16 protein-coding genes and 1 pseudogene are annotated in these 20,432 nt (G+C 72.1%); 10 read left to right on the forward strand and 7 right to left on the reverse strand.

All coding sequences use genetic code 11. The annotated features are described in order from the left end of the window. Positions 1-8: 8 nt before the first annotated feature. The 4 genes from nuoL (at position 9) to ACLQ24_RS09885 (ending at position 6,319) form a co-directional block, all read left to right on the forward strand. On the forward strand, positions 9-1,934 hold the full coding sequence (nuoL, locus tag ACLQ24_RS09870) for an NADH-quinone oxidoreductase subunit L (protein ID WP_425890583.1): 1,926 nt from the start codon (positions 9-11) through the stop codon (positions 1,932-1,934). Positions 1,935-1,998: 64 nt separating this feature from the next. Continuing rightward, positions 1,999-3,534, forward strand: coding sequence for an NADH-quinone oxidoreductase subunit M (locus ACLQ24_RS09875; RefSeq protein WP_425890584.1), 1,536 nt, complete (start codon positions 1,999-2,001; stop codon positions 3,532-3,534). A gap of 55 nt (positions 3,535-3,589) precedes the next feature. Continuing rightward, complete coding sequence (nuoN, locus tag ACLQ24_RS09880) at positions 3,590-5,143, forward strand: NADH-quinone oxidoreductase subunit NuoN (protein ID WP_425890585.1); 1,554 nt, start codon at positions 3,590-3,592, stop codon at positions 5,141-5,143. 90 nt (positions 5,144-5,233) lie between these two features. After that, complete coding sequence (locus ACLQ24_RS09885) at positions 5,234-6,319, forward strand: polyprenyl synthetase family protein (protein ID WP_425890587.1); 1,086 nt, start codon at positions 5,234-5,236, stop codon at positions 6,317-6,319. An 89-nt stretch (positions 6,320-6,408) separates the two neighbouring features. On the opposite strand, the gene ACLQ24_RS09890 is transcribed toward ACLQ24_RS09885, so the two are convergent. After that, on the reverse strand, positions 6,409-7,614 hold the full coding sequence (locus ACLQ24_RS09890; protein WP_425890589.1) for an MFS transporter: 1,206 nt from the start codon (positions 7,612-7,614) through the stop codon (positions 6,409-6,411). A 154-nt stretch (positions 7,615-7,768) separates the two neighbouring features. On the opposite strand from ACLQ24_RS09890, the gene ACLQ24_RS09895 reads away from it, so the two are divergent. Next, positions 7,769-8,551, forward strand: coding sequence for an IclR family transcriptional regulator (locus tag ACLQ24_RS09895; protein ID WP_425890591.1), 783 nt, complete (start codon positions 7,769-7,771; stop codon positions 8,549-8,551). Positions 8,552-8,819: 268 nt separating this feature from the next. Here the strand turns inward: ACLQ24_RS09895 and ACLQ24_RS09900 are convergent, their stop codons facing one another. After that, positions 8,820-10,946: a PhoX family protein gene (locus tag ACLQ24_RS09900; RefSeq protein ID WP_425890592.1), complete on the reverse strand. Its 2,127-nt coding sequence runs from the start codon at positions 10,944-10,946 to the stop codon at positions 8,820-8,822. Between the two features lie 215 nt (positions 10,947-11,161). Between ACLQ24_RS09900 and ACLQ24_RS09905 the strand changes: the two genes are divergently transcribed. Together ACLQ24_RS09905 and ACLQ24_RS09910 are read left to right on the forward strand one after the other, a co-directional pair. Further along, positions 11,162-11,677, forward strand: coding sequence for a sigma-70 family RNA polymerase sigma factor (locus tag ACLQ24_RS09905; RefSeq protein WP_357124632.1), 516 nt, complete (start codon positions 11,162-11,164; stop codon positions 11,675-11,677). After that, complete coding sequence (locus ACLQ24_RS09910) at positions 11,674-12,396, forward strand: anti-sigma factor family protein (RefSeq protein WP_425890593.1); 723 nt, start codon at positions 11,674-11,676, stop codon at positions 12,394-12,396. The genes ACLQ24_RS09905 and ACLQ24_RS09910 overlap by 4 nt, the downstream gene beginning before the upstream one ends. 54 nt (positions 12,397-12,450) lie before the next feature. On the opposite strand, the gene rarD is transcribed toward ACLQ24_RS09910, so the two are convergent. From rarD to eccE, 4 genes are all read right to left on the reverse strand, one after another. Continuing rightward, positions 12,451-13,374: an EamA family transporter RarD gene (rarD, locus tag ACLQ24_RS09915; protein ID WP_425890594.1), complete on the reverse strand. Its 924-nt coding sequence runs from the start codon at positions 13,372-13,374 to the stop codon at positions 12,451-12,453. Beyond that, positions 13,371-13,868 (reverse strand): GNAT family N-acetyltransferase, encoded by a 498-nt coding sequence (locus ACLQ24_RS09920; protein ID WP_425890596.1) that lies wholly within the window; start codon positions 13,866-13,868, stop codon positions 13,371-13,373. The genes rarD and ACLQ24_RS09920 overlap by 4 nt, the downstream gene beginning before the upstream one ends. Before the next feature lie 111 nt (positions 13,869-13,979). Beyond that, positions 13,980-14,366, reverse strand: coding sequence for a phage holin family protein (locus ACLQ24_RS09925; protein ID WP_425890598.1), 387 nt, complete (start codon positions 14,364-14,366; stop codon positions 13,980-13,982). A gap of 90 nt (positions 14,367-14,456) precedes the next feature. Further along, positions 14,457-16,421: a type VII secretion protein EccE gene (gene eccE, locus ACLQ24_RS09930; RefSeq protein WP_425890599.1), complete on the reverse strand. Its 1,965-nt coding sequence runs from the start codon at positions 16,419-16,421 to the stop codon at positions 14,457-14,459. Positions 16,422-16,710: 289 nt separating this feature from the next. Between eccE and ACLQ24_RS09935 the strand changes: the two genes are divergently transcribed. Next, positions 16,711-17,031 (forward strand): WXG100 family type VII secretion target, encoded by a 321-nt coding sequence (locus tag ACLQ24_RS09935; RefSeq protein ID WP_425890600.1) that lies wholly within the window; start codon positions 16,711-16,713, stop codon positions 17,029-17,031. Between the two features lie 20 nt (positions 17,032-17,051). Beyond that, entirely contained in the window at positions 17,052-17,345 is a 294-nt protein-coding gene (locus ACLQ24_RS09940; protein ID WP_393220376.1) for a WXG100 family type VII secretion target, read from the forward strand. Between the two features lie 84 nt (positions 17,346-17,429). Here ACLQ24_RS09940 and mycP read toward each other — a convergent pair whose 3' ends face one another. Beyond that, entirely contained in the window at positions 17,430-18,662 is a 1,233-nt protein-coding gene (gene mycP, locus ACLQ24_RS09945) for a type VII secretion-associated serine protease mycosin (RefSeq protein ID WP_425890601.1), read from the reverse strand. Positions 18,663-18,814: 152 nt separating this feature from the next. Between mycP and ACLQ24_RS09950 the strand changes: the two are divergent. Beyond that, positions 18,815-20,432: pseudogene (locus ACLQ24_RS09950) on the forward strand (SseB family protein); the annotation flags it as partial.

Consider the following 20,432-nt stretch of genomic DNA (forward strand, 5'->3'; position numbering starts at 1 on the left):
GCAAGCTAGTGGAAGAGACTGTGCAGTACGCAGAGGCCACGGGCTTGCTCGGCAGCGTCTGGCTGCTGGTGGCGATCCCGCTGGTCAGCGCGGCCATCCTGCTGCTGCTCGGCCGGCGGGCCGACCGCTGGGGGCACTGGCTGGGCGTCGCGGCCATCGGCGCCGCGTTCGTGCTCGGGCTGGCGTCCTTCTTCCAGCTGCGGGGCCTGGAGAACAAGTCGGTCGAGCTGAGCCTGTGGGACTTCATCACCGTCGGTGACCTGCGGGTCGACTTCGGTCTGCTGTTCGACCCGCTGGCCGCCGTCTTCGTGCTCCTGATCACCGGCGTCGGCTTCCTGATCCACCTGTACGCCGTCGAGTACATGGCTCACGACGCGGGCCGCCGCCGATTCTTCGCGTACTTCAACCTGTTCGTCGCGGCCATGCTGCTGCTGGTGCTCGGCAACAACTACGTGATGCTGTACTTCGGCTGGGAGGGCGTCGGTCTGGCGTCGTACCTGCTGATCTCCTTCTGGTACGGGCGGCCGAACGCCGCCACGGCCGGCAAGAAGGCGTTCCTGATGAACCGGGTCGGTGACACCGGCCTCGCCATCGGCATCTTCATCATGTTCGCGACCCTCGGCACCACCCAGTACGACGAGGTCTTCAACGGCGTTGGCTCGCTGACCGGTGCCACGGTGCTGGTCCTCGGCCTTCTGCTGCTGCTCGGCGCGGCCGGCAAGTCCGGCCAGTTCCCGCTCCAGGCGTGGCTGCCGGACGCGATGGAGGGCCCGACCCCGGTGTCGGCGCTCATCCACGCCGCGACCATGGTCACCGCCGGTGTCTACCTGATCGCCCGGTCCAACCCGATCTTCTCCGCGAACTCGACGCTCCAGTTCGTGGTGGTCAGCGTCGGTGCGCTCACCCTGCTGATGGGCTGCGTCATCGGCGCGGCCAAGGACGACATCAAGCGGGTGCTCGCCTGGTCGACGGTGAGTCAGATCGGCTACATGTTCCTCGGCGTCGGCCTCGGCGGTGGGGCGTACGCGCTGGCCATCGTGCACCTTCTGGCGCACGGCTTCTTCAAGGCCAACATGTTCCTGGGCGCCGGCTCGGTGATGCACGGGATGAAGGACCAGGTGGACATCCGCCGCTTCGGTGGGCTGTCGTCGTACATGAAGGTCACCTGGTTGACGTTCATGATGGGCTGGCTGGCGATCATCGGCATGTTCCCGTTCTCCGGCTTCTTCTCCAAGGAGCCGATCATCGTGGCCGCCTTCGAGCGGGATGACTGGACCGCCTGGCTCTACGGCGGTGCCGCGCTGCTCGGTGCGGGCCTGACCGCGTTCTACATGACGCGGCTGTTCGTGCTCACCTTCCACGGCCCCAAGCGGTGGACCGAGGACATCGAGCACCCGCACGAGTCGCCGAAGCTGATGACGATCCCGCTGATCCTGCTGGCGGTCGGCTCGGTGGGCGCCGGCTTCCTGCTCTCCACTTCCGTGCCGGACTGGCTGACGTCCACCGCCGGTCTGGGCGGTGAGCACGCGGAGCACGAGCCGGTCCTCTCGCACCTCGTGATCACCACGCTGTCGCTGCTGGTCACGGTGCTCGGCGCCGGCCTGGCCTGGTTCCTGTTCCGGGCCGGCACGGCCACCGCGCCGCAGCCGGCCGGGATCCTGGTCACCGCCGCCCGTCGCAACCTCTACACCGACGCCGTCAACGAGGCGGTCTTCGAGAAGCCGGGCATCTTCCTCACCCGGGGGCTGGTCTTCCTCGACAACCGGGGCATCGACGGGCTGGTCAACGGGCTCGCCGCCGCCGTCGGCGGTGGTTCGGGTCGACTCCGGCGGATGCAGACCGGCGTCGTCCGCTCGTACGCCACCTCGATCCTGGCCGGCGCGCTGCTGGTGATGGCGGCGTTCCTCGCGGTGCAGGCGGGGTGGTTAGCGTGATCGACCTCAACGCGCCCGCCCCCGCCGGCGGACCACGCATCCACGACGGAGGTAAGGCCGCATAATGTCCAACTTCCCGTTCCTCTCGGTGCTCACCGTGGCGCCACTGGTGGGCGCTCTGGTGGTGGCCTTCCTGCCGCGCCGCAGCCCGGAACTGGCCAAGCAGGTGGCGTTCGCCTGGTCGCTGCTGGTGCTGGTGCTCTCGGTGGTGATGTGGGTCAGCTTCAACGCCGGCGGTGACCGGTTCCAGTTCCGGGAGTCGTACACCTGGATCCCGAACTGGGGCGTCAGCTTCACCTTCGCCGCCGATGGCATCGCGCTGGTGATGCTCATGCTGATCGCGGTCCTGGTGCCGCTGGTGATCCTGGCGTCCTGGCACGACGCGGAGTCGTCCAAGCGGTCCATTCCGGTCTACTTCGCGCTGCTGCTGATCCTCGAGAGCACGATGATCGGCGTCTTCGCGGCAGCCGACGTCTTCCTGTTCTACGTGTTCTTCGAGGTCATGCTGGTGCCGATGTACTTCCTGATCGGCAGCTACGGCGGCCACCAGCGGCAGTACGCGGCGGTGAAGTTCTTCCTGTACTCGCTGGTCGGCGGCCTGTTCATGCTGGCCGCAGTGATCGGTCTCTGGGTGGTCGGCGGCAAGACCTTCGACTGGCAGGCGCTGTCGCAGGTCGACATCAGCACCGGGACCGAGCGGTGGCTGTTCCTCGGCTTCTTCCTCGCGTTCGCCATCAAGGCCCCGTTCTTCCCGTTCCACACCTGGCTGCCGGACGCCGGTGGCGCCGCCCCGGCGGGCGCTGCGGCGCTGCTGGTCGGCGTGCTGGACAAGGTCGGCACGTTCGGCATCCTGCGCTACTGCCTGCCGCTGTTCCCCGAGGCGTCGAAGTGGTTCGCGCCGTGGGCGTTGGCGCTCGGCATGATCGGCATCATCTACGCGGCGCTGCTGGCGGTCGGTCAGAACGACCTCAAGCGGCTGGTGTCGTACACCTCGATCGCGCACTTCGGCTTCATCGGGGTGGGCATCTTCGCGTTCACCACCCAGGCCGGCACCGGTGCGGTGCTCTACATGCTCAACCACGGTCTGGCCACCGGCCTGCTCTTCCTCGTGGTGGGCATGCTGGTCGCCCGGCGCGGCTCGGCGTTGATCAGTGACTTCGGTGGTGCCGGCAAGCTGGTCCCGGTGCTCGCCGGGGTGCTGTTCTTCGCCGGTCTCGCCTCGCTCGCGCTGCCCGGAACCGCGCCGTTCATCTCCGAGTTCCTGGTGTTGATCGGCACCTTCACGGTCAACAAGCCGGTGGCCGTCATCGCCACGCTCGGCATCATCCTGGCCGCGGCGTACGTCCTGTGGATGGTGCAGCGCACCACGCAGGGCACGCTCAACCCGACGCTGACCGAGGTCGACGGGATGCGCCGGGATCTCAACCTGCGCGAGAAGGTCGTGGTCGCTCCGCTGATCGTGCTGATCGTGCTGCTCGGCTTCTACCCCAAGCCGGTCACCGACGTGATCAATCCGGCTGTCCAGGCGACCATGGACGACATCGGCAGGACCGACCCCCCGCCGTCCGTAGGCGGCACCGTCCAGGAGGCAGGCCGGTGAGCGCGAGGAGTGCAGCGCAGCGGAGCCCCGCAGTCGCGAACGAAAGGTCGGCGAAGTGACCGAGTTGAAACTGCCGTCGCTCGACTACGCGGCGCTCGCCCCGATCATGATCATGCTGGGCACCGCGTTGCTCGGTGTGCTGGTCGAGGCATTCGTTCCCCGGCGTTCGCGGCACGTGGTGCAGCTGACGCTGGCCCTGCTGGCCGTGCTCGCCGCGCTGACCATGGTGGTGTTCAACGCCGACGACCGGCTCATCACGGCCGGTCAGGCCATCGCCGTGGACGGACCGACGCTGTTCCTCCAGGGTGCGATCCTGGTGCTGGCCGCCATGGCGCTGCTCCTCATCGGCGACCGCACCGTCGAGCGGGGCGGCGCGTTCGTCGCGCAGGCCGCCGTGACCGCGGAGTCGGCCGACGACCGGATGCAGGCCGAGGGCCGCAACGGGCTCACCGAGGTGTACCCGCTCATCACGTTCGCCATCGGCGGCATGCTCATCTTCGTGGCGGCGAACGACCTGCTGACCATGTTCATCGCGCTCGAAGTCTTCTCCCTGCCGCTGTACCTGCTCTGCGCGCTGGCCCGCCGCCGGCGTCTGCTGAGCCAGGAGGCGGCGATGAAGTACTTCCTGCTCGGCGCGTACGCCTCGGCGTTCTTCCTGTTCGGGGTGGCCCTGATCTACGGCTTCACCGCCGGCGTTCCCGGCCGTTCGGCCGGGGTCGACTTCGCCACCGTCAACGCGGCGGTGAGCGACTCGCCGGCCAGCCCGGTCCTGCTCTTCGCCGGCATGGCGCTGCTCGCCATCGGCCTGCTCTTCAAGGCCGCCGCGGCGCCGTTCCACGTGTGGACGCCGGACGTCTACCAGGGCGCGCCGACCCCGATCACCGGCTTCATGGCCGCCTGCACCAAGGTCGCCGCGTTCGGCGCGCTGCTGCGGGTCTTCCATGTCGCGTTCGAGGGTGGGGGCTGGGACTTCACCCCGGTTCTCGGCGCGGTGGCGGTGCTGACCATGCTGGTCGGCGCGGTGCTCGCGGTCACCCAGACCGACATCAAGCGGCTCCTGGCGTACTCGTCGATCGCGAACGCCGGCTACCTGCTGGTCGGCGTGCTGGCGCCGAGCAGGGACGGGCTGTCCGGCACGATGTTCTACCTCGTCGCGTACGGCTTCTCGGTGCTGGCCGCGTTCGCGGTGGTGACCCTGGTGCGCGACGCCGACGGGGAGGCCACCCACCTGTCCCGCTGGGCCGGTCTGGGTCGCCGTTCGCCGTTCTACGCCGGGCTGTTCACGTTCATCCTGCTGGCCTTCGCCGGTATCCCGCTGACCAGCGGGTTCACCAGCAAGTTCGCGGTCTTCGGGCCGGCGCTGGACGGTGGTCAGGCCTGGCTCGTCATCGCGGGTGTGCTGACCAGCATGGTGCTGGCCTTCCCGTACCTGCGGGTCGTGGTGATGATGTGGCTGTCCGAGCCGGGCGAGTCCACGCCGACGGTCACCGTGCCGGGCGGGCTCACCTCCGCCGCGCTGATGATCGGCGTGCTGGCCACCCTGGCGCTGGGCGTTGCCCCGGCGCCGCTGCTCGACCTGGCTACCGGAGCCGCCGAATTCGTGCGGTGAGACATGGCTCGGCCACCGGGGGTCGGCGCGCGACGGCGTGCCGGCCCTCGCTGCGTATCCCCGACCCGGAGCAGGTAGAACGGGTGTGGCATGGTTGATGGTGTGGTGATTCCGGCTGGCGAGCGTTCAGGTGCCACCGGTTCCGGCGGTCGCCGGGGCCGGGCGAGCATGAGTCAGTTCGGCGCGCTCGGCCTTCATCTTGCCGATTCCCGCGTCGAGGCATCCGTGCTGGGCGTGCTGGAAGCGGTCGAGGTCGAGCTGCGCGCCAGTGTGGCCAGCGCCGACCCGTTCGTCTCCGAGGCGGCCCGGCACCTCCTCGACGCCGGCGGCAAGCGGTTCCGGCCGCTGCTGGTGGCGCTCGGCGCCCAGTTCGGCGACCCCACGGGCGCGCAGGTGGTCCCGGCGGCCGTGGTGATGGAGCTCACGCACCTCGCCACCCTCTACCACGACGACGTGATGGACGAGGCCGCCGTGCGGCGGGGCGCGCCGAGCGCCAACTCGCGCTGGACCAACTCGGTCGCCATCCTGGTCGGCGACTACCTCTTCGCCCGTGCCGCGGACATCGCGGCCGATCTGGGCCCGGAGGCCGTGCGGTTGCAGGCGCGCACCTTCGCCCGGCTGGTGCACGGCCAGATCGCCGAGACGGTGGGGCCGCGTGCCGATGACGACCCGGTCGCCCACTACCTGAACGTGATCGCCGAGAAGACCGGTTCCCTGATCGCCACGTCGGCCCGCTTCGGCGGCATGTTCGGTGGCGCCCCGGCGGAGTACGTCGAGGCACTCGCCGGGTACGGCGAGACGATCGGCGTCGCCTTCCAGCTCTCCGACGACCTGCTGGACATCGCGTCCGAGTCGGTGCAGTCGGGCAAGACGCCCGGCACAGACCTGCGCGAGGGTGTCCCGACGCTGCCGGTGCTCTACGCCCGTGCGGCCGACGACTCCGACGCCTCCTCGGTACGGCTGCGGGAGATCCTGGCGACGGGTCCGTTGACCGACGACGCGCTGCACGCCGAGGCCCTGGGGCTGCTGCGGGAGAGCCCGGCGCTCAAGCGTGCCCGGGAGACCGTGCGCAGCTACGCCGAGGACGCCCGCGCGTGCCTGGCCCCGCTCCCGGCGAGCCCGTCACGCCAGGCCCTGGAGTCGCTCTGCGACTACATCGCCGACCGCACCAGCTAAACCCACCCCCACCCCCACCCCCACCCACCCGCGGTGATCATGAGGTTAGCGCCCATGACACGCCGTGGCGGGCGGCGCTAACCTCATGATCACCGCGAGCTGTGGGTGGGGCGGGCCGTGGCCGTCAGGAGGCGACTGCCGGCCAGCATGAGGGCGGCGGCCAGTAGCATCGCCACCGACGCCGTGGCCCACATCGCCGGATAGCCGAGGTGGGCGGCGAGCGGGCCGAGGCTCAGCGGGCCGAGGCAGCCGCCCGCGTACACCCCGGTCTGCGTGATCGAGGTGGCGGCGGCCGGGGCCTGCGGGTGCAGCCGGACCACCGCGAAGTTCATGAGGCCGGGCCATGCCCAGCCCAGACCGAACCCGAGCACCACACCCGCCACCAGCGGCACCGGGCCGGTCAACGCGAGCAGGCCCAGCCCGACCGCCCCGATCACCAGCATCGCGGCGATGAGCGCGACGTGACCGTCGACGCGCCGGTCGGCGAGACCGCCCGCGCCCACCCGGGCGGCGACGCAGACCGCGCTGCCCAGGGTCAGGGTGAGGCCGGCGAGACCTGGTGAGAGACCTCGGGCGGCGGCCGAGTCCACCAGGAAGGTGCCCAGCGCGTTGGCCGCGCCCGCCGCCAACGTCGCCGCCGCGCCGACCACCACCAGGGCCGTCGTGGCCTGGCCCGCGCGCGTCGTGTCGGCCCGACGCGTGCGACCGGGCACCTGCCGGGGTACGGCCGGCAGCGTGGTCAGCGCCGCGACGGCCGCGACCACGAACGCCCAGCGCCACCCGGCGGTGAGCGCGATGGTGGGCACCGCCGCGCCGGCCAGCAGAGTGGAGACCGGGATCGCCGCCTGCTTGACGCCGAAGGACAGCCCCTGCCTCCTCGGCGGGACGTGCTCGGCCAGCGCGGCGTTGCTGGCCAGTTGGCCGAGGGCGTTCGCGGCGGCGCTGAGTGCCAGCAGGGCGAGTAGCGCCTGGTACGAGCGGGCGAGGGTTGCCACGGCCAGCATCGACCCGGAGGCCAGCACGATGCCGGTACGGGCCACGACCGCCGGCCCGAACCGCTCGACCAGCCGACCCGAAGGCACCGAGGCCAGCGCGCTCACGCCGAAGTAGACGGAGACGGCCAGGCCCAGCCCGGCGGGGGAGAAGCCGAGGTCCGTCCCCATCTGGACGGCGAGGCCGCCGAGCAGGAAGACGGGCAGTACGCAGGCCACGGTGGTGGCGACGGCGCCGGCGCTGGCCCGGATCGGGCGGGCCCCGGCGCGGTCGGGGGCGGGGATGAGGGCAGTGTCGGTCATCGTGCGGCAAACCTACGCGAGTCACTCTCGGGCAACTCTTGGTGACCGCTGGTGTACGAGGAGTGGATGGTGATCTGGCATCCTCGACCCGAACAGGCATTTCGCACTCGGCCTGTTTTTCATATGGTGTAAGTCCCCGGCGGCGGAGGTGGTTGTGCGCGACCCCTTGGCAGAACCCTCGGACCTGATCCGCAGCGTGTCCCGAGCACTGCGGGTGCTCGAGTCGGTCGGTCGCGCCCCGAAGGGCCTGACCGTCAAGCAGATCGCCCGACGGTGTGAGCTGACCGTGGCCACCACCTACCACCTCGTCCGCACACTCGCGTACGAGGGTTACGTGATCCGTCGCGAGGACGGCACGTACATCGTGGGCCTTGAGGTGGCCGACCGTTACCGCGAGCTGGTGACCGCGTTCCGGGGGCCGCCGGTGGTCGGTGAGACGCTGCGACGGGCCTCCGTGGACACCGGCTACAGCCATTTCCTGGGCCGCTTCGTTGGCGGGCAGGTCGCCATCACGGCGGTGGCCGAGGGGAACCGGTCGCCCTACCTGGAAGATCTCGTGCCCGGCTTCGACGAGGGCGCGCACGCGACGGCTCTCGGCAAGTCCCTGCTCGCCACCCTGACCAGCGAGCAGCGTTTCCGCTATCTGCGCGAGTACGGCATGCGGCCGTTCACCAGCGCCACGCTGGCCACCACCGACGCGTTCGAGGCCGACCTGGCCGCTGGCGACCGCCGGGGGATGCAGTTGGAGTTGGGACAGTTCCGCCAGGGCGTGGCCTGCGCGGCGGTGCTCGTCGCGCCCGACAAGGACATGGAACGTCGGGTGGTGCTGGCCTGCGCCCTGCCGGCCAGCGAGATGATGACCTCGGCCCGTGTCGTACGCGCCAAGCTGCTCACCGTCGCCCGCACGGTCGCCGACGGCATCGCCGCCGACCACTGACCCGGCGGATGCCGAGAGGCACTCCCCCGGGCTGGGAGAGTGCCTCTCGGGGCGGTCCAGCGCCGAACCGCCAGGGCAACGTCAGCGGTCCAGCGCCGAACCGCCAGGGCAACGTCAGCGGTCCAGCGCCGAACCGCCAGGGCAACGTCAGCGGCCTGTCGAACCGCCAGGGCAACGTCAGCGGCCTGTCGAACCGCCAGGGCAACGTCAGCGGCCTGCCGGGCCGTCGGGCGACGTCAGCAGCCCGCTGGCCGCGGAGGAGAGGATCTCAGCTACCCACCGGGCCGCCGTCGGGGCGCCAGGTGACCACCACGCCCGGCTTGGCGTAGTCGCCGTCCGGCCAGTTCGAGGCCGGGTTCTCCACCGAGGCGCCGGTGATCTCACCGGGGTGCTGCACCGCGACGAACACCGAGCGGTTGTCGCCGGTGATGAACGGGCCGCAGGTCTCCGCGCCGAGCGGCACGGTCAGGAACTGCTTGAGGTGTCCCTTCTCCGGACCCTCGACGGCGGTGGCGAAGAGGCCGTCGTTGCTGCCCAGCGCGTTACCGTCGGTGGAGATCCACAGGTTGCCGGTGGCGTCGAAGGCGACGTTGTCCGGGCACGAGATCGGGGAGACCTTGGTCCTGTCGTACCCGGAGAAGAAGGTCGACGGGTCGGTCGGGTCGCCGCAGACGATCGGCAGCGACCAGGCGAAGGTCTCCGCCGTGTTGTCGTTGCGGTCCTCGACCAGCTCGAGGATCTGCCCGTGCTTGTTGGCGTTGCGCGGGTTGGCCTCGTCCGCTGCGGCCTTGCCGGCCTTGCCGCGGTCGGTGTTGTTGGTCAACGCCACGTACACCTTGCCGGTGAGCAGGCTCGGCTCGACGTCCTCGGGACGGTCCATCTTGGTCGCGCCGACCTTGTCGCCGGCGAGCCGGGTGAATGTGAGCACGTCGGCGGAGGTCATCCCGTCGACGAACGAGCGGTTGCCGCTGACCAGCTTGATCCAGCGACCCCGACCGTTGAACGCGCCGTCGGCGGGGAGGTTGCCCGAGCCGTCGATCTCGCCCGCGCTGGTCTGGTCGAGCTTCGCCACGTAGAGCGTGCCGGACTCCAGCAGGGTGAGGTTGTGCTTACGGGCGGCCCAGGAGTTGCCCTTGAGGAACTTCTTGTCCGAGACGAACTTGTACAGGTAGTCGAACCGCTCGTCGTCGCCCATGTACGCGACCACGTGGCCGTCCTTGGCGACGATGACGTTCGCGCCCTCGTGCTTGAAGCGGCCCATCGCGGTGTGCTTGCGCGGGCGGCTCTCCGGGTCGAACGGGTCGATCTCGACGACCCACCCGAACCGGTGTGCCTCGTTGGGGTGCTTGGCCAGGTCGAAGCGCTCGTCGGCGCGTTCCCACTTACGGCTGCCGCTGGGGTAGCGGCTGGCGGTGCTGATGCCGTACCGGTCCAGCTTCGCCTTCAGCTCGGCCGGTGCGGCGTCCGCGCCGACGAAGTACTGGTTGAAGTTCTCCTCGCCGGAGAGCACGGTCCCCCACGGGGTCACGCCACCGGAGCAGTTGTTCAGCGTGCCGACGACCGTACGGCCCTTGGGGTCGGCGGCGGTCTTCAGCCAGGCCGAGCCGGCGGCCGGGCCGGTCAGGTCGGACTTGGTGCTCAGCGCGGTGACACGCCGGTTGTACGGCCGACGTCCGGTGCCCACGGGCGTCCACTGGCCGGTGCCACCGACCCGCTCCAACTCCACCACGGACATGCCGTGCGCGGCCATGGCGGTGCGCAACTGCTCCACCGAGAGCCCGTCCAGGCCGGGGAAGCTCGGGAACATGAGGTCCTCGTTGGTGTACTCGTGGTTGACCACGAGCAGCGCCCGTTTGCCCTGCTTGTCCAGCGGCAGCACGCCCACGAAGTCGTTGTTGTAGCCGAACTGCTTCGACTGCGCGGCGGCGGTCTGGTGGTGCAGGTCGAACGCCGGCGCGCCCGGCAGCACCGGGTCACCCCACTTGATCACCACGGCGTGGTCGTAGCCGTTCGGGACGACCAGGGTGTCCAGCTTGTTCGGCGGGATCGGCTTGAAGGTCAGCGCGCCGCTGCCGACACCCGTGGTGGGGCGGCCGAAGCCGAAGGTCTCCGGCACGTCCGGGGTGGTGGGGGCCGCGCCGGCGGGTGCCGCGCCGGCCAGCGCGCCAGCCGCCGCGCCACCGAAGCCGAGCACCAGGGCGCCGACCGCGCCGGCCCGGACCACGCCGCGCCGGGAGACCTCCGCGTCCACCACGTCACCGAAGTACGCGTTGTCGGACGTGTTCGGTACCGGGTGGTCACAGGCGTTGCCGCAGCGGTACAGGCAGGTCATGGCGTCACGGGTGCCGTGGCGGTTGCCGGTCAACAGGGGGAGCAGCCGGGGACGGTCGCTCATTTCAGGGGCCTCCAGGTAAGTCGGTGGCACGACAGGCGGCGTACCAGCCGGACGCTAGGAGGACGCGGTGAGCGGTTGTCGGCCGCAATGTGAACCAGCCGTGAACACCTGCACGACCACCAGCGGTCTGACCTCGGGCTGAACCGTGCGGCGTGACCGCACGTATTCCCGAGCGGACGCACCGCCGGACACTCGCCGGAAGTGAGGAGACCGCCATCAGCGACCATGACGCCCAACTGCTGCGGGCGCTGCACGACGAGCACGCGGAGGCGCTGTACGCACACGCCCTGCGGCTCGTCAACGGCGACCGGCAGCGGGCCGAGGACCTGGTGCAGGAGACGCTGCTGCGGGCCTGGCGGCACCCCGAGTCCCTGGACCCCCGACGCGGCTCCGTGCGGGCCTGGCTGTTCACCACCGCCCGGAACCTGGCCATCGACGCCTGGCGGCGACGCTCCACCCGGGTCGGCGAGGTGTTCACCGACGAGATTCCCGAGCCGCCGGAGGTCGTCGACGAGGCCGAGCGCGCGGTGGAGGCGTGGACCGTCGCCGAGGCGTTGAACCGGCTCAGCCCGACCCATCGTGAGGTGCTGGTGGAGTGCTTCTACCAGGGGCGGTCGGTGGCGGAGGCGGCGTCGCGGTTGGGGGTGCCGCCGGGCACCGTCAAGTCACGCACCCACTACGCGCTGCGCTCACTACGGTTGGTTCTGGCCGAGATGGGGGTGACGGGGTGACCCGGTGCGAGTTCGCGCACGACGACGGCGCGTACGTGCTGGGTGCCCTGGCCCCCGCCGAACGGGCGGCCTACGAGCGACACCTCACCGGCTGCGCCTCCTGCCGGGACGCCGTCGCCGAGATCGCCGTCCTGCCGGGACTGCTCGGCCGCCTCGACCCGGCCGGTCTGGAACAGTTCCTGCCACCACCGTCCCCGCCCCGGGCGCCCGCGCTGATCGAGGAGGCCCGGGCGCGCCGGCGCCGCGAGCGGGCCACGACCCGTCGGCGGTACGCCCTGACGACGCTGGTCGCCGCCGTGCTGGCCCTGGTGGTCGGTGTCGGCACGGCCGCGCTGCTGCCCCGACCGGCCGCCCCACCGGGCACCTCGGGGGCGCAGGGGACGCCCCGCCCCGCCCCGCAGGTCTCGATGGTCACCATGCGGCCGGTGGCGGTCGCCGGTCCGGTGCACGCCGAGATCGGATTGGCCGGCAGCAAGTGGGGCACCGAGGTGACCATGCACTGCGGGTACGACGCCCGCACGAGCTACGGCAAGGCGTACCCGTTCCGCCTGGTGGCGCGGGGCCCGAACGGCGTCAGCGAGCAGATCGGCTCCTGGCTCGCCGCGCCGGGCGACGACCTGGTGTTCACCGGCGTCACCCGCTTCACCGACGCGGAGCTGGTCAGCGTGGAACTCCAACGAGCCGACGGAACCCCCCTGCTCACCTACGCGGTCCCGTAACCCCACCCCCACCTCGTCGATCATGGAGTTGTGGTGGGTGACAAAACGCCCGAACTAGTGTTCGGTGGGCGCCACAACTGCATGATCGACCACGATGGGGCGTGCGCGGCGGGAGGCGCGGATGGCGTCGGCCGTGAAGACCACCAGGGCGAGCCAGACCAGCGCGAAGCCGGCGACCCGGGCCGGCGGCATGGGCTCGTGGAAGATCAGTACACCGCAGGCGAGCTGGAGGACCGGCGCCAGGTACTGGATCATGCCGAGGCCGGTCAGTGGCAGTCGGTTGGCAGCTCCGGCGAAGAGCAGCAGCGGGATCGCGGTGGCCGCGCCGGCCAGCACCAGCAGCGCGGTGTGTCCGGCCGAGAGGTGGCCGAAGGTCAGCCCGCCGTGCCGGGACAGCCAGGCGAGGTAGCCCAGCGCGGGCAGCGCCAGCACCGCCGACTCGACGAAGAGCCCTTCGGCGGCGGGCAACCCGAGCCGCTTCTTGATCAGGCCGTAGCCGGCGAAGCTGAACGCCAGGGTCAGGGCCAGCCAGGGCAGTCGGCCGTAGTCGACGGCGAGCACCGCGACGGCCGACCCGCCGATGCCCAGGGCCACCCACTGCGCCGTCCGCAGTCGCTCTCGCAGCACCGTCACCCCGAGCAGCACCACGACCAGGGGGTTGATGAAGTAGCCGAGCGCGGTCTCGACCACCCGGTCGGAGCTGACCCCGTAGATGTAGGTGCCCCAGTTGACGGCGATGAGCGCGGCTGCGGCGACGATCCCGACGAGCGCCCCGCGTCGGCGCAGCAGCGCCCGCAGGAAGCCGATGTTGCGCAACGCGCCGAGCAGCAGTGCCACGAAGAGCACCGACCAGACGATCCGGTGGGCCAGGATCTCCAGCGGGCCGGTGGGTCGCAGCAGCTTGAAGTAGAGCGGGAAGAAACCCCAGAGCAGGTACGCGCCGATGCCGTAGAGGTATCCCAGGCGGAGTGGCGTCACGACCCCACCGTAAGGGGTGAACCGCCGCTCTGTTCCTTTCCAGTGATCGGGGTCACCGGCGGCCGCCGGTCGAGCTGCATCCACCGCTGGGGAACGTCCAACGGAGTGAAGCCGACCTGCGCGTACACGTCGTGCGCGTCGTTGGTGGCCAGCACGATCCGGCGTACGCCCAGCTCGGCCAGGTGGTCGCGGACCGCGCCGGCCAGCCAGGTGCCCAGCCCGAGGCCCCGCGCGGCCCGGTCCACGTACACGTCGCAGAGCCAGGCGAAGGTGGCGCGGTCGGTGACCACGCGGGCCACCGCGACCTGGCGGTCGTCTCCGGGCCGGTAGATGCCGAACGGCAGCGACCCCGCGAACGCCCGCACGACGGTCGCCTGGTCGCGCCCCAGCGCCCAGTACGCGTCGGTGGACAGCCAGTGGTGTACCCGGTCCAGGTCGAGCCGGGCGGGATCGGTGCTGAGCAGGTGGCCGTCGGTGCGCGTCAGTGAGAACACGTCGGCGACGCTAACCGGCCCGAGGGGTCCGTCAGCCGGCCAATTCCCGGACTCTGGTCACCGGACCGCCCGACCGGTCGGGGCCTGGCGGTCCGGGACGGTGGTGGTCGGTCAGTCCCGGTCGAGGACGGCCCCGAGGATCCAGGTCACGATGCTCACGAACAGGGCGCCGAGCACGGCGGCCGGCCAGAAGCCGTCAACCGAGAACGGCAGCCCGGCCTGGTCGGCGATCCAACTGGTGAGCAGGAACAGCAGCCCGTTCACCACCAGCGCGATGAGGCCGAGCGTGAGCAGGTAGAAGCCGCAGCCGACGGTCTTGATGACCGGCTGGAGCACCGCGTTGACGACGCCGAAGATCGCCGCCACCAGGATCAGCGTGGTGACCGTCTGAACGGCCGAGGACGATTCCAGGTCGATGCCCGGAATGAGCAGCGTGGCCAACCAGAAGGCCAGTGCCGTGCTGGCCAGCCGAATCAGCAACCCTTTCAGAAAACCCATGGCGGGGATCGTGCCACGGACCATCCACCGGCGTAACCCGGCAGTTGACCAACGAGGACGGTCCGGCTCGCCTCGCGCGCGTGGGCCGCCTCAGGCCCGCGCCGGCCGGCCGATCAGCTGTGCCTCGATCGGAGTCGGAGAGAGCAGCGCCCACCGCAGCGCGCGGCGGTTCACCACCGCCACCATGTCGTCCCGGCTCCGGGTGAGCCAGTCCGCCGAGGAACCCAGGCCCAGCGCCGAGCCGGCCAGTGCCGCCTCCGCCGGGTGCAGCGGTTGCAGCACCGCCAGGTCGGCGCGGCTCAACGTGTCCACGTCGGCCGGCGTCAGCTCGTCACGCACCACCAGGGTGGACCGCCACGCCGGACCGGGTTCGGTCTCGACCGGCACCGGGCCGGCGTCGACCACCAGCAGCAACGGCCGCAGCGCGGTACCGACCGACTCGGCGACCGGCCGACCCGGCGGGATCAGCGGAATCGTGCCGCCCGGCGCGGCCACGCCCCGCACGAACGGCTCCCACGAACGCGGTCGCGCCGTCTGCACCACCACGAGCGCTCCCAGGGCCATCGCGCGCAACGCGACGAGCTGAGCCGCGCGTACCCCGCCCACCAGCAGCACCCGCGTGCTCTCCGGCCGGAACAACCGCACGGTGACCGCACCGCCATGCCGGTTGGTGCCGACCATCACCCCCGCCTCGCCCAGGGTCAACTCCCAGTCGTCCAGCGTCACCTCCGGTCGCCCGGCGGCGATGAGCGCCAGCGGCAGCGTGCCGGCCAGTCCGGTCAGGTGCGCGCCGTCGAGTCGCCGCAGTTCCCCGCCCACGCCGTCGACGAGGCGGCACAGCGCGTCGACGGCCACGGTCAGTTCGGCGGTCGAGGCGGCGGCCACGCGTACGGTCAGCTCGGTCACCGCCGTGTCGGCGCCAGCGCCCACTGGCGGTCCCACGCAGAGCGAGACCGTCGTCGCGGTCGCCGGCAACGCCAGCAGCCGGGGTACCAGCCGCCGCGCGCCCGCCGTCTGCGGCCAGCGGACCAGCCGGAACGTGGCCTGGACCAGAGAGCCGGTGCGCAGCGCCGGCCACGACTCGCGTACCGGCTCGCCGTCGTGGTGGGCCAGCTCGCCCAGGACACGCAGCGCCGCGGGTACGCCGAGCGGCCGGGCGGTCAGCGGCCCGAGCCGGCGGACGATCCGGCGAGCCGTGCCGGCGAGCGCCCGGTGCAGCGCCTCCGGCGTCCAGCCGTCCGCCCGCAGCACCCGGATCGCCAGCACCGCCCGCTCCCGCCCGATGAGGCGTCCGTCGGTGAGCTGCCGGTACGAGGTCCCCACGGTGCCACCCGCTGCCGGGGCGGGTGCCGCCGTCCCGGTGAGGAGCAGTTGGATCCGCACCGGTGGAACGTCCGGCCCCGGTGTCGGCAGCAGCGCGGACGGCGCGGGGATCGCCCGGGAGGTGTCGCCGAGGACGTCGCCGGGGTCTCCGAGCTCCAGTAGCACCACCATGCCGCCGGTGTCCTCCAGCACCGCCGCCGGCCCGCTGGACAACTCGGTCGAGCGGACCGTGGTACCGGGGGCGACCAGGTCGAGTAGTTCGGTCGGGCTGGCCCGCTCGCCCAGCCCTCGACGCCGGGTCGCATGGCCGGCGGCGGTGCCCAGCCACTCGAAGAGCCACCGGCCGCGGAGCCGGACGCAGATGACCGCCACGAGGAGCGCCGCGACCAGCAGCGCGGCGATCGTGACCGGGGTGCCCCGGCCGAGACCGGCGAGAACGACCGCGGCGGCGACCTGTCCGGTGACCAGCTGGCCCGCGCGTATCCCCTTGGCGAGCCGACCGATCGCGGCCCAGCGCCCGGTGGCTCGACGGAGTGCACCGTCCCCGGGTGCGGAGACGCCGAGGGTGCTCGGCGCGCTGCCGCCGGCGGTGGTCGACCCGGTGCCGATGGCCGGCGGGGGGCCGGTCGAGGTGGCGGCGGGGGCACCTGGGCCGGTCGTCGGGGAGGTGGCGGTCGGGCCCCACGCGGCGTGGCTCGCCGGTTGCGCGTTTCCGGCGGTGATCGGCGACACCGCGCCTCCTCGACCAGTGTGGACGTGCCCGGCGGCCGACCGCCCCCGGTTGCCCGTCACGCGCCGCGACGGGGCTGCCGCACATCGTAGGCGACCGATGGCTGCCGTGGTTGTCCACAGGGGAGGCCCGGGGGTAGCAGAACCGCTATCGGACCGCTACCGTCAGCCACGAAGTTCATCGCGGACCCGTGTCCGACCCAAGCTCGTCGACCGGGCCTCGCGAGCGGTGCGCTCCCACCGCGGGCGCGCTGACAGCCAGGCACGACCGAAGAGACGAGGTGACGTCCGGGTGTCCCAGACCCAGGCAGAAGCGGCGGTAATGAGGCAGACCGCCGGCAAGTTCGAGCAGGTGGATCAGTCGTTGCAGTCCATGCTGACCGTCCTGCTGGCCGAGTTGGAGGTGTTGCAGCAGGCCTGGCGCGGCGCCGGCGGGCGATCGTTCGAGCAGGTCAAGCGGCAGTGGGCAGACGATCAGGCGGCGTTGCACCGGGCCCTGCGGGAGACCGCCGGGGCGATCCGTACCGCCGGCCGACACTACGACGTCTCGGACGACGAGGCGGCCAGCCGGGTGGCCGGCACCAACCGTGGCGGCATCCAGCTGCCGCTCTGACCTGCCGGGAGGCCGTTCCGATGGACAATGGTGTGTTGGTCGTCAACTTCGCCGCGTTGCAACAGGCCGGCGCGGACATTCAGCGAGCGCTGAACACGCTCGATTCGCAGCTCGGTCAACTCGAACGCGACGCCGCGCCGCTGGTGTCGGCCTGGGCCGGTGACGCCCGCCACGCGTACGAGCAGCGCCAGGCGCGGTGGCGGTCCGCCTCGCAGGACCTGCAGGCCATGCTGCGCGCCATCAAGTTGGCGGTGGACGACTCCGCCGCCGACTATCTCGACACCGAGAAGAAGAACACCGGGCTGTTCCAGTGACGTCGGTGGGCCGGGAGCGCGGACATGCCCGCGTCGGCGTCCCGGCCACCCGATGACGAGGGCCGTCGAGGCGACCGGGTCTCCTCAGGCCGGCTCGGCCGGTCGCCAACGTCGGCGCGCGCCCCGGGGCAGCACGAGGGCCAGCACCACCACGGCGACCGCCGTCACGCCGATCACCGCGCCGGTCACCAGCGCCCGGTCCCGGGCGGCGGCGCGGCGAGCCTGTCGGGCGAGCACCGCCGGATCGGCCCGGTCGTCGGCGAGCGCGGCAACCGGCCGGGGCCCGCCCGACTGGCTGCCGCTGGTCTCGGTGACCGCCCGATAGGGGTTCAACACGCCGGCGCCGTACCCGCCGCCGCGTCCCGGGCCGGGTGCCGGATCGGCCGTGGCCACGATCCGTTCCACCACCTCGACGGCTGTCAACTCGGGTCGGTACGCGCGCAGCAGCGCCGCGGTGGCGGCCACGAATGGCACGGCGTAACTGGTGCCCTCCACCCTCTGGTGACCCTGAATCGGCGCGGCGACCAGCACCTCGCTGCCCGGGGCGACGAGGTCGACGTACGGGCCGGTCTGGGAGAAGGCGGCCCGCGCCCCGTCCGCCCCGATCGCACCCACCCCGAGCACCCCCTCGTACGCGGCCGGGAACGGGCGTGGGTCGCCACTGTCGTGCAGGTTGCCCACGGCGGCCACCAGCACCACGTCCCGCTCGACGGCGTACCGCACGGCCGCACGGACCTGCGGGTCGTCGGCGTACAGCACCACGGAGAGGTTGACCACGTCGGCGTCGTGGTCGACCGCCCAGCGGATGGCGCGGGCGAATTCGCCGGCGCTGACCGTGCGTCCCGACTCCCGGCCCTGCACCACCTGCTGCTCACTCACTCGTACCGGCAGGATCCGGGCGGCCGGCGCCAGCCCGTGGAAGGCGACGCCGGGCCGCGGTGCCGCCGCGATGATGCTCGCCACACCGGTGCCGTGCCCGGCGCAGTCCCGGCCGCCGTCCCCACCCGGTTCGAGCAGGTCGGTGCCAGCCAGCACCCGCCCGGCAAGCTGGGGGTGCGCCCGGTCCACTCCGGAGTCGACCACCGCGACCGTCACCCCCGCCCCGGTGGTCAGGGGCGCGAGCCGCGCGGGGTCGTACCGCTGCTGGGGCCAGGGTGTGGCCTCGACCGGTCGGACGGGCGCCAGCGGTGCCGCGCAGGTCGGGGCCGATCGGAGCGCGGCGCCGGCGGCGACGGCCGGACCGGCCGGACCGGTCGCGACGGTCAGCAACGCGACCGCCAGACCGGCCAGGGCCGGGCGCGCAATCGATCGGGACATCGACAGCCTCCGTATCGTGTCGGCTCCGGAACGGGATGTTATCGCCTCGCCGTCGCCCCGGCGGACCGCCGCCGGCCAGCCATTGTGATCTTGATGCCACCTTGTAGGTTGTACGAGATACCTGTGGCCTGTTCTCGGGAGGAGAGGTGGCCGTGACCGAATGGGAGCCGGCCACGGAGGCCGAGGTGGCGATGCGGGACGCGCTGCGCGCCAACGACCAGGAGCTCTACTTCCGCCTCCTGTCCCGTACCGATCTTCTGTTGCCCGTCTCCACTCCGGCGCCGTCCGGTCAGGCCGCCGGCTGGGGCACCTGGACGACCGGTGGCCGGACGCACGTGCTCGCCTTCACCTCCGCCTCGGCGCTGCGGGCCTGCCTCGGCGAGCACGCCGGCACCAATCGGCGTGTCCCGTTCACCGACCTCGCTCTCGGCTGGCCCAACCACGAGTGGTGGCTGGCGGTCAACCCCGGGTTGCCCGTCGAGGGGTATCTGCCGTCCTGGTTCGTGTCTCAGCTCTCCCGTGGTGACGTCCGGCTGCCGGGCCGTGCCATGGGCGCCCGTGCCCGGCTGGAGCGGGCCGAGACCCTGGCCCGGTCCCGAGCGGGTACGAGCGGACGGGATGCCCGGCCCGCCGCCGGTTTCGTGCCGCCCGCACCGTCGGTATCGGAACCGGCGTCAACCGGGCGGCCCGGGCCGAGGGGCGCGTCGCCTCCGGTGGGCCCGCCCTCGGTCATCCCCACGCGCTCGCCCGACCCGGGTGACCTGCCGCGCCGGTCCGCGGAGGACATGCCCGCCGCCGGCCCACGGCAGCTGACCGACCCGCCGCGCACCGCCCAGCCGGGCACCGGCGCCGTGCCGGGCGGGAGCCGCACCGCCGCGTCCCGGTACGTGCCCCTGGCCGCCGACCGCACCCACGCCGCCCCGGCCGACCAGCCGGTGTCACGCGCCGCCCGGCCGTCCGTGAGTCGACCGGCCAGCGACGGTGGAGGTCCGGTCTCCGGCGACGGCACCACCCAGGACGGTCGGCGTTCCTTCTTCGAACCGACGTCCGGTCGTAAGTCGGGCCTGCTCCCGGGCGATGGTCGGTCGGGCGACCGGGCCGTGCCACCGTCGCGGTTCGGGCGGGGCAGCCAGCCCTTTCCGCGCCGCCGCCCCGCCGATGCTCCGGGCGGCGACAGCGCGGCCCAGGCCTTCGCGATGCCTGCGCCGGACGCCAGCCGAGGGCCGTGGCCGCCAGCCGGCGACCTGGGCGCGTCCCGGGTGGTACGAGCACCCTCGACCGACGACGAGGCCACTCAGCCGCTGCCGCCGCGTCGGCCCAACCCGCTGGCCGAGGAACCCACCCAGGCGATCCGGGCGCCCGGTCCGGTCAACGGTGAACCGCCATCGACCCGTCCCGCCGGGCCGGTGCCCTCGGCGGACGAGACCCAGGCGATCCCGCGCGGCCGTCCCGGTGACCGGCGGCACTTCGAACCGGTGGAGGAGCTGCCGCCGTCGGTCGCGGAACCGGTCTCCGGTCCGCCCGCGCCACGTCGCGGTTTCACGCCCATCGTCATCGAGGGCACCATCATCGAATCCCGGGATCTCCCCGATCCGACCGAGGTCGGCCCCTTCTTCGATACGTCGCGGCGACCCGGCCCGACCACTACCGCCCCGCCACCGTTCAGCCCGCCTGCGCCCGGCCCGTCCGTGTCCGGCCCGTCCGTGTCCGGCCCGTCCGTGTCCGGCCCGTCCGTGTCCGGCCCGTCCGTGTCCGGCCCGTCCGTGTCCG

Source organism: Micromonospora sp. DT4, from assembly GCF_049841675.1.
In the GTDB taxonomy this organism is placed as follows: Bacteria; Actinomycetota; Actinomycetes; order Mycobacteriales; family Micromonosporaceae; genus Micromonospora.

Excerpts from the sequence above, each read along its gene's own strand:
- ACLQ24_RS09875 (WP_425890584.1), top strand. The coding sequence starts at position 1,999 with ATGTCCAACTTCCCGTTCCTCTCGGTGCTCACCGTGGCGCCACTGGTG.
- ACLQ24_RS09885 (WP_425890587.1), top strand. The coding sequence starts at position 5,234 with ATGGTTGATGGTGTGGTGATTCCGGCTGGCGAGCGTTCAGGTGCCACC.
- ACLQ24_RS09890 (WP_425890589.1), bottom strand. The coding sequence starts at position 7,614 with ATGACCGACACTGCCCTCATCCCCGCCCCCGACCGCGCCGGGGCCCGC.
- ACLQ24_RS09900 (WP_425890592.1), bottom strand. The coding sequence starts at position 10,946 with ATGAGCGACCGTCCCCGGCTGCTCCCCCTGTTGACCGGCAACCGCCAC.
- ACLQ24_RS09925 (WP_425890598.1), bottom strand. The coding sequence starts at position 14,366 with ATGGGTTTTCTGAAAGGGTTGCTGATTCGGCTGGCCAGCACGGCACTG.
- ACLQ24_RS09940 (WP_393220376.1), top strand. The coding sequence starts at position 17,052 with ATGGACAATGGTGTGTTGGTCGTCAACTTCGCCGCGTTGCAACAGGCC.
- mycP (WP_425890601.1), bottom strand. The coding sequence starts at position 18,662 with ATGTCCCGATCGATTGCGCGCCCGGCCCTGGCCGGTCTGGCGGTCGCG.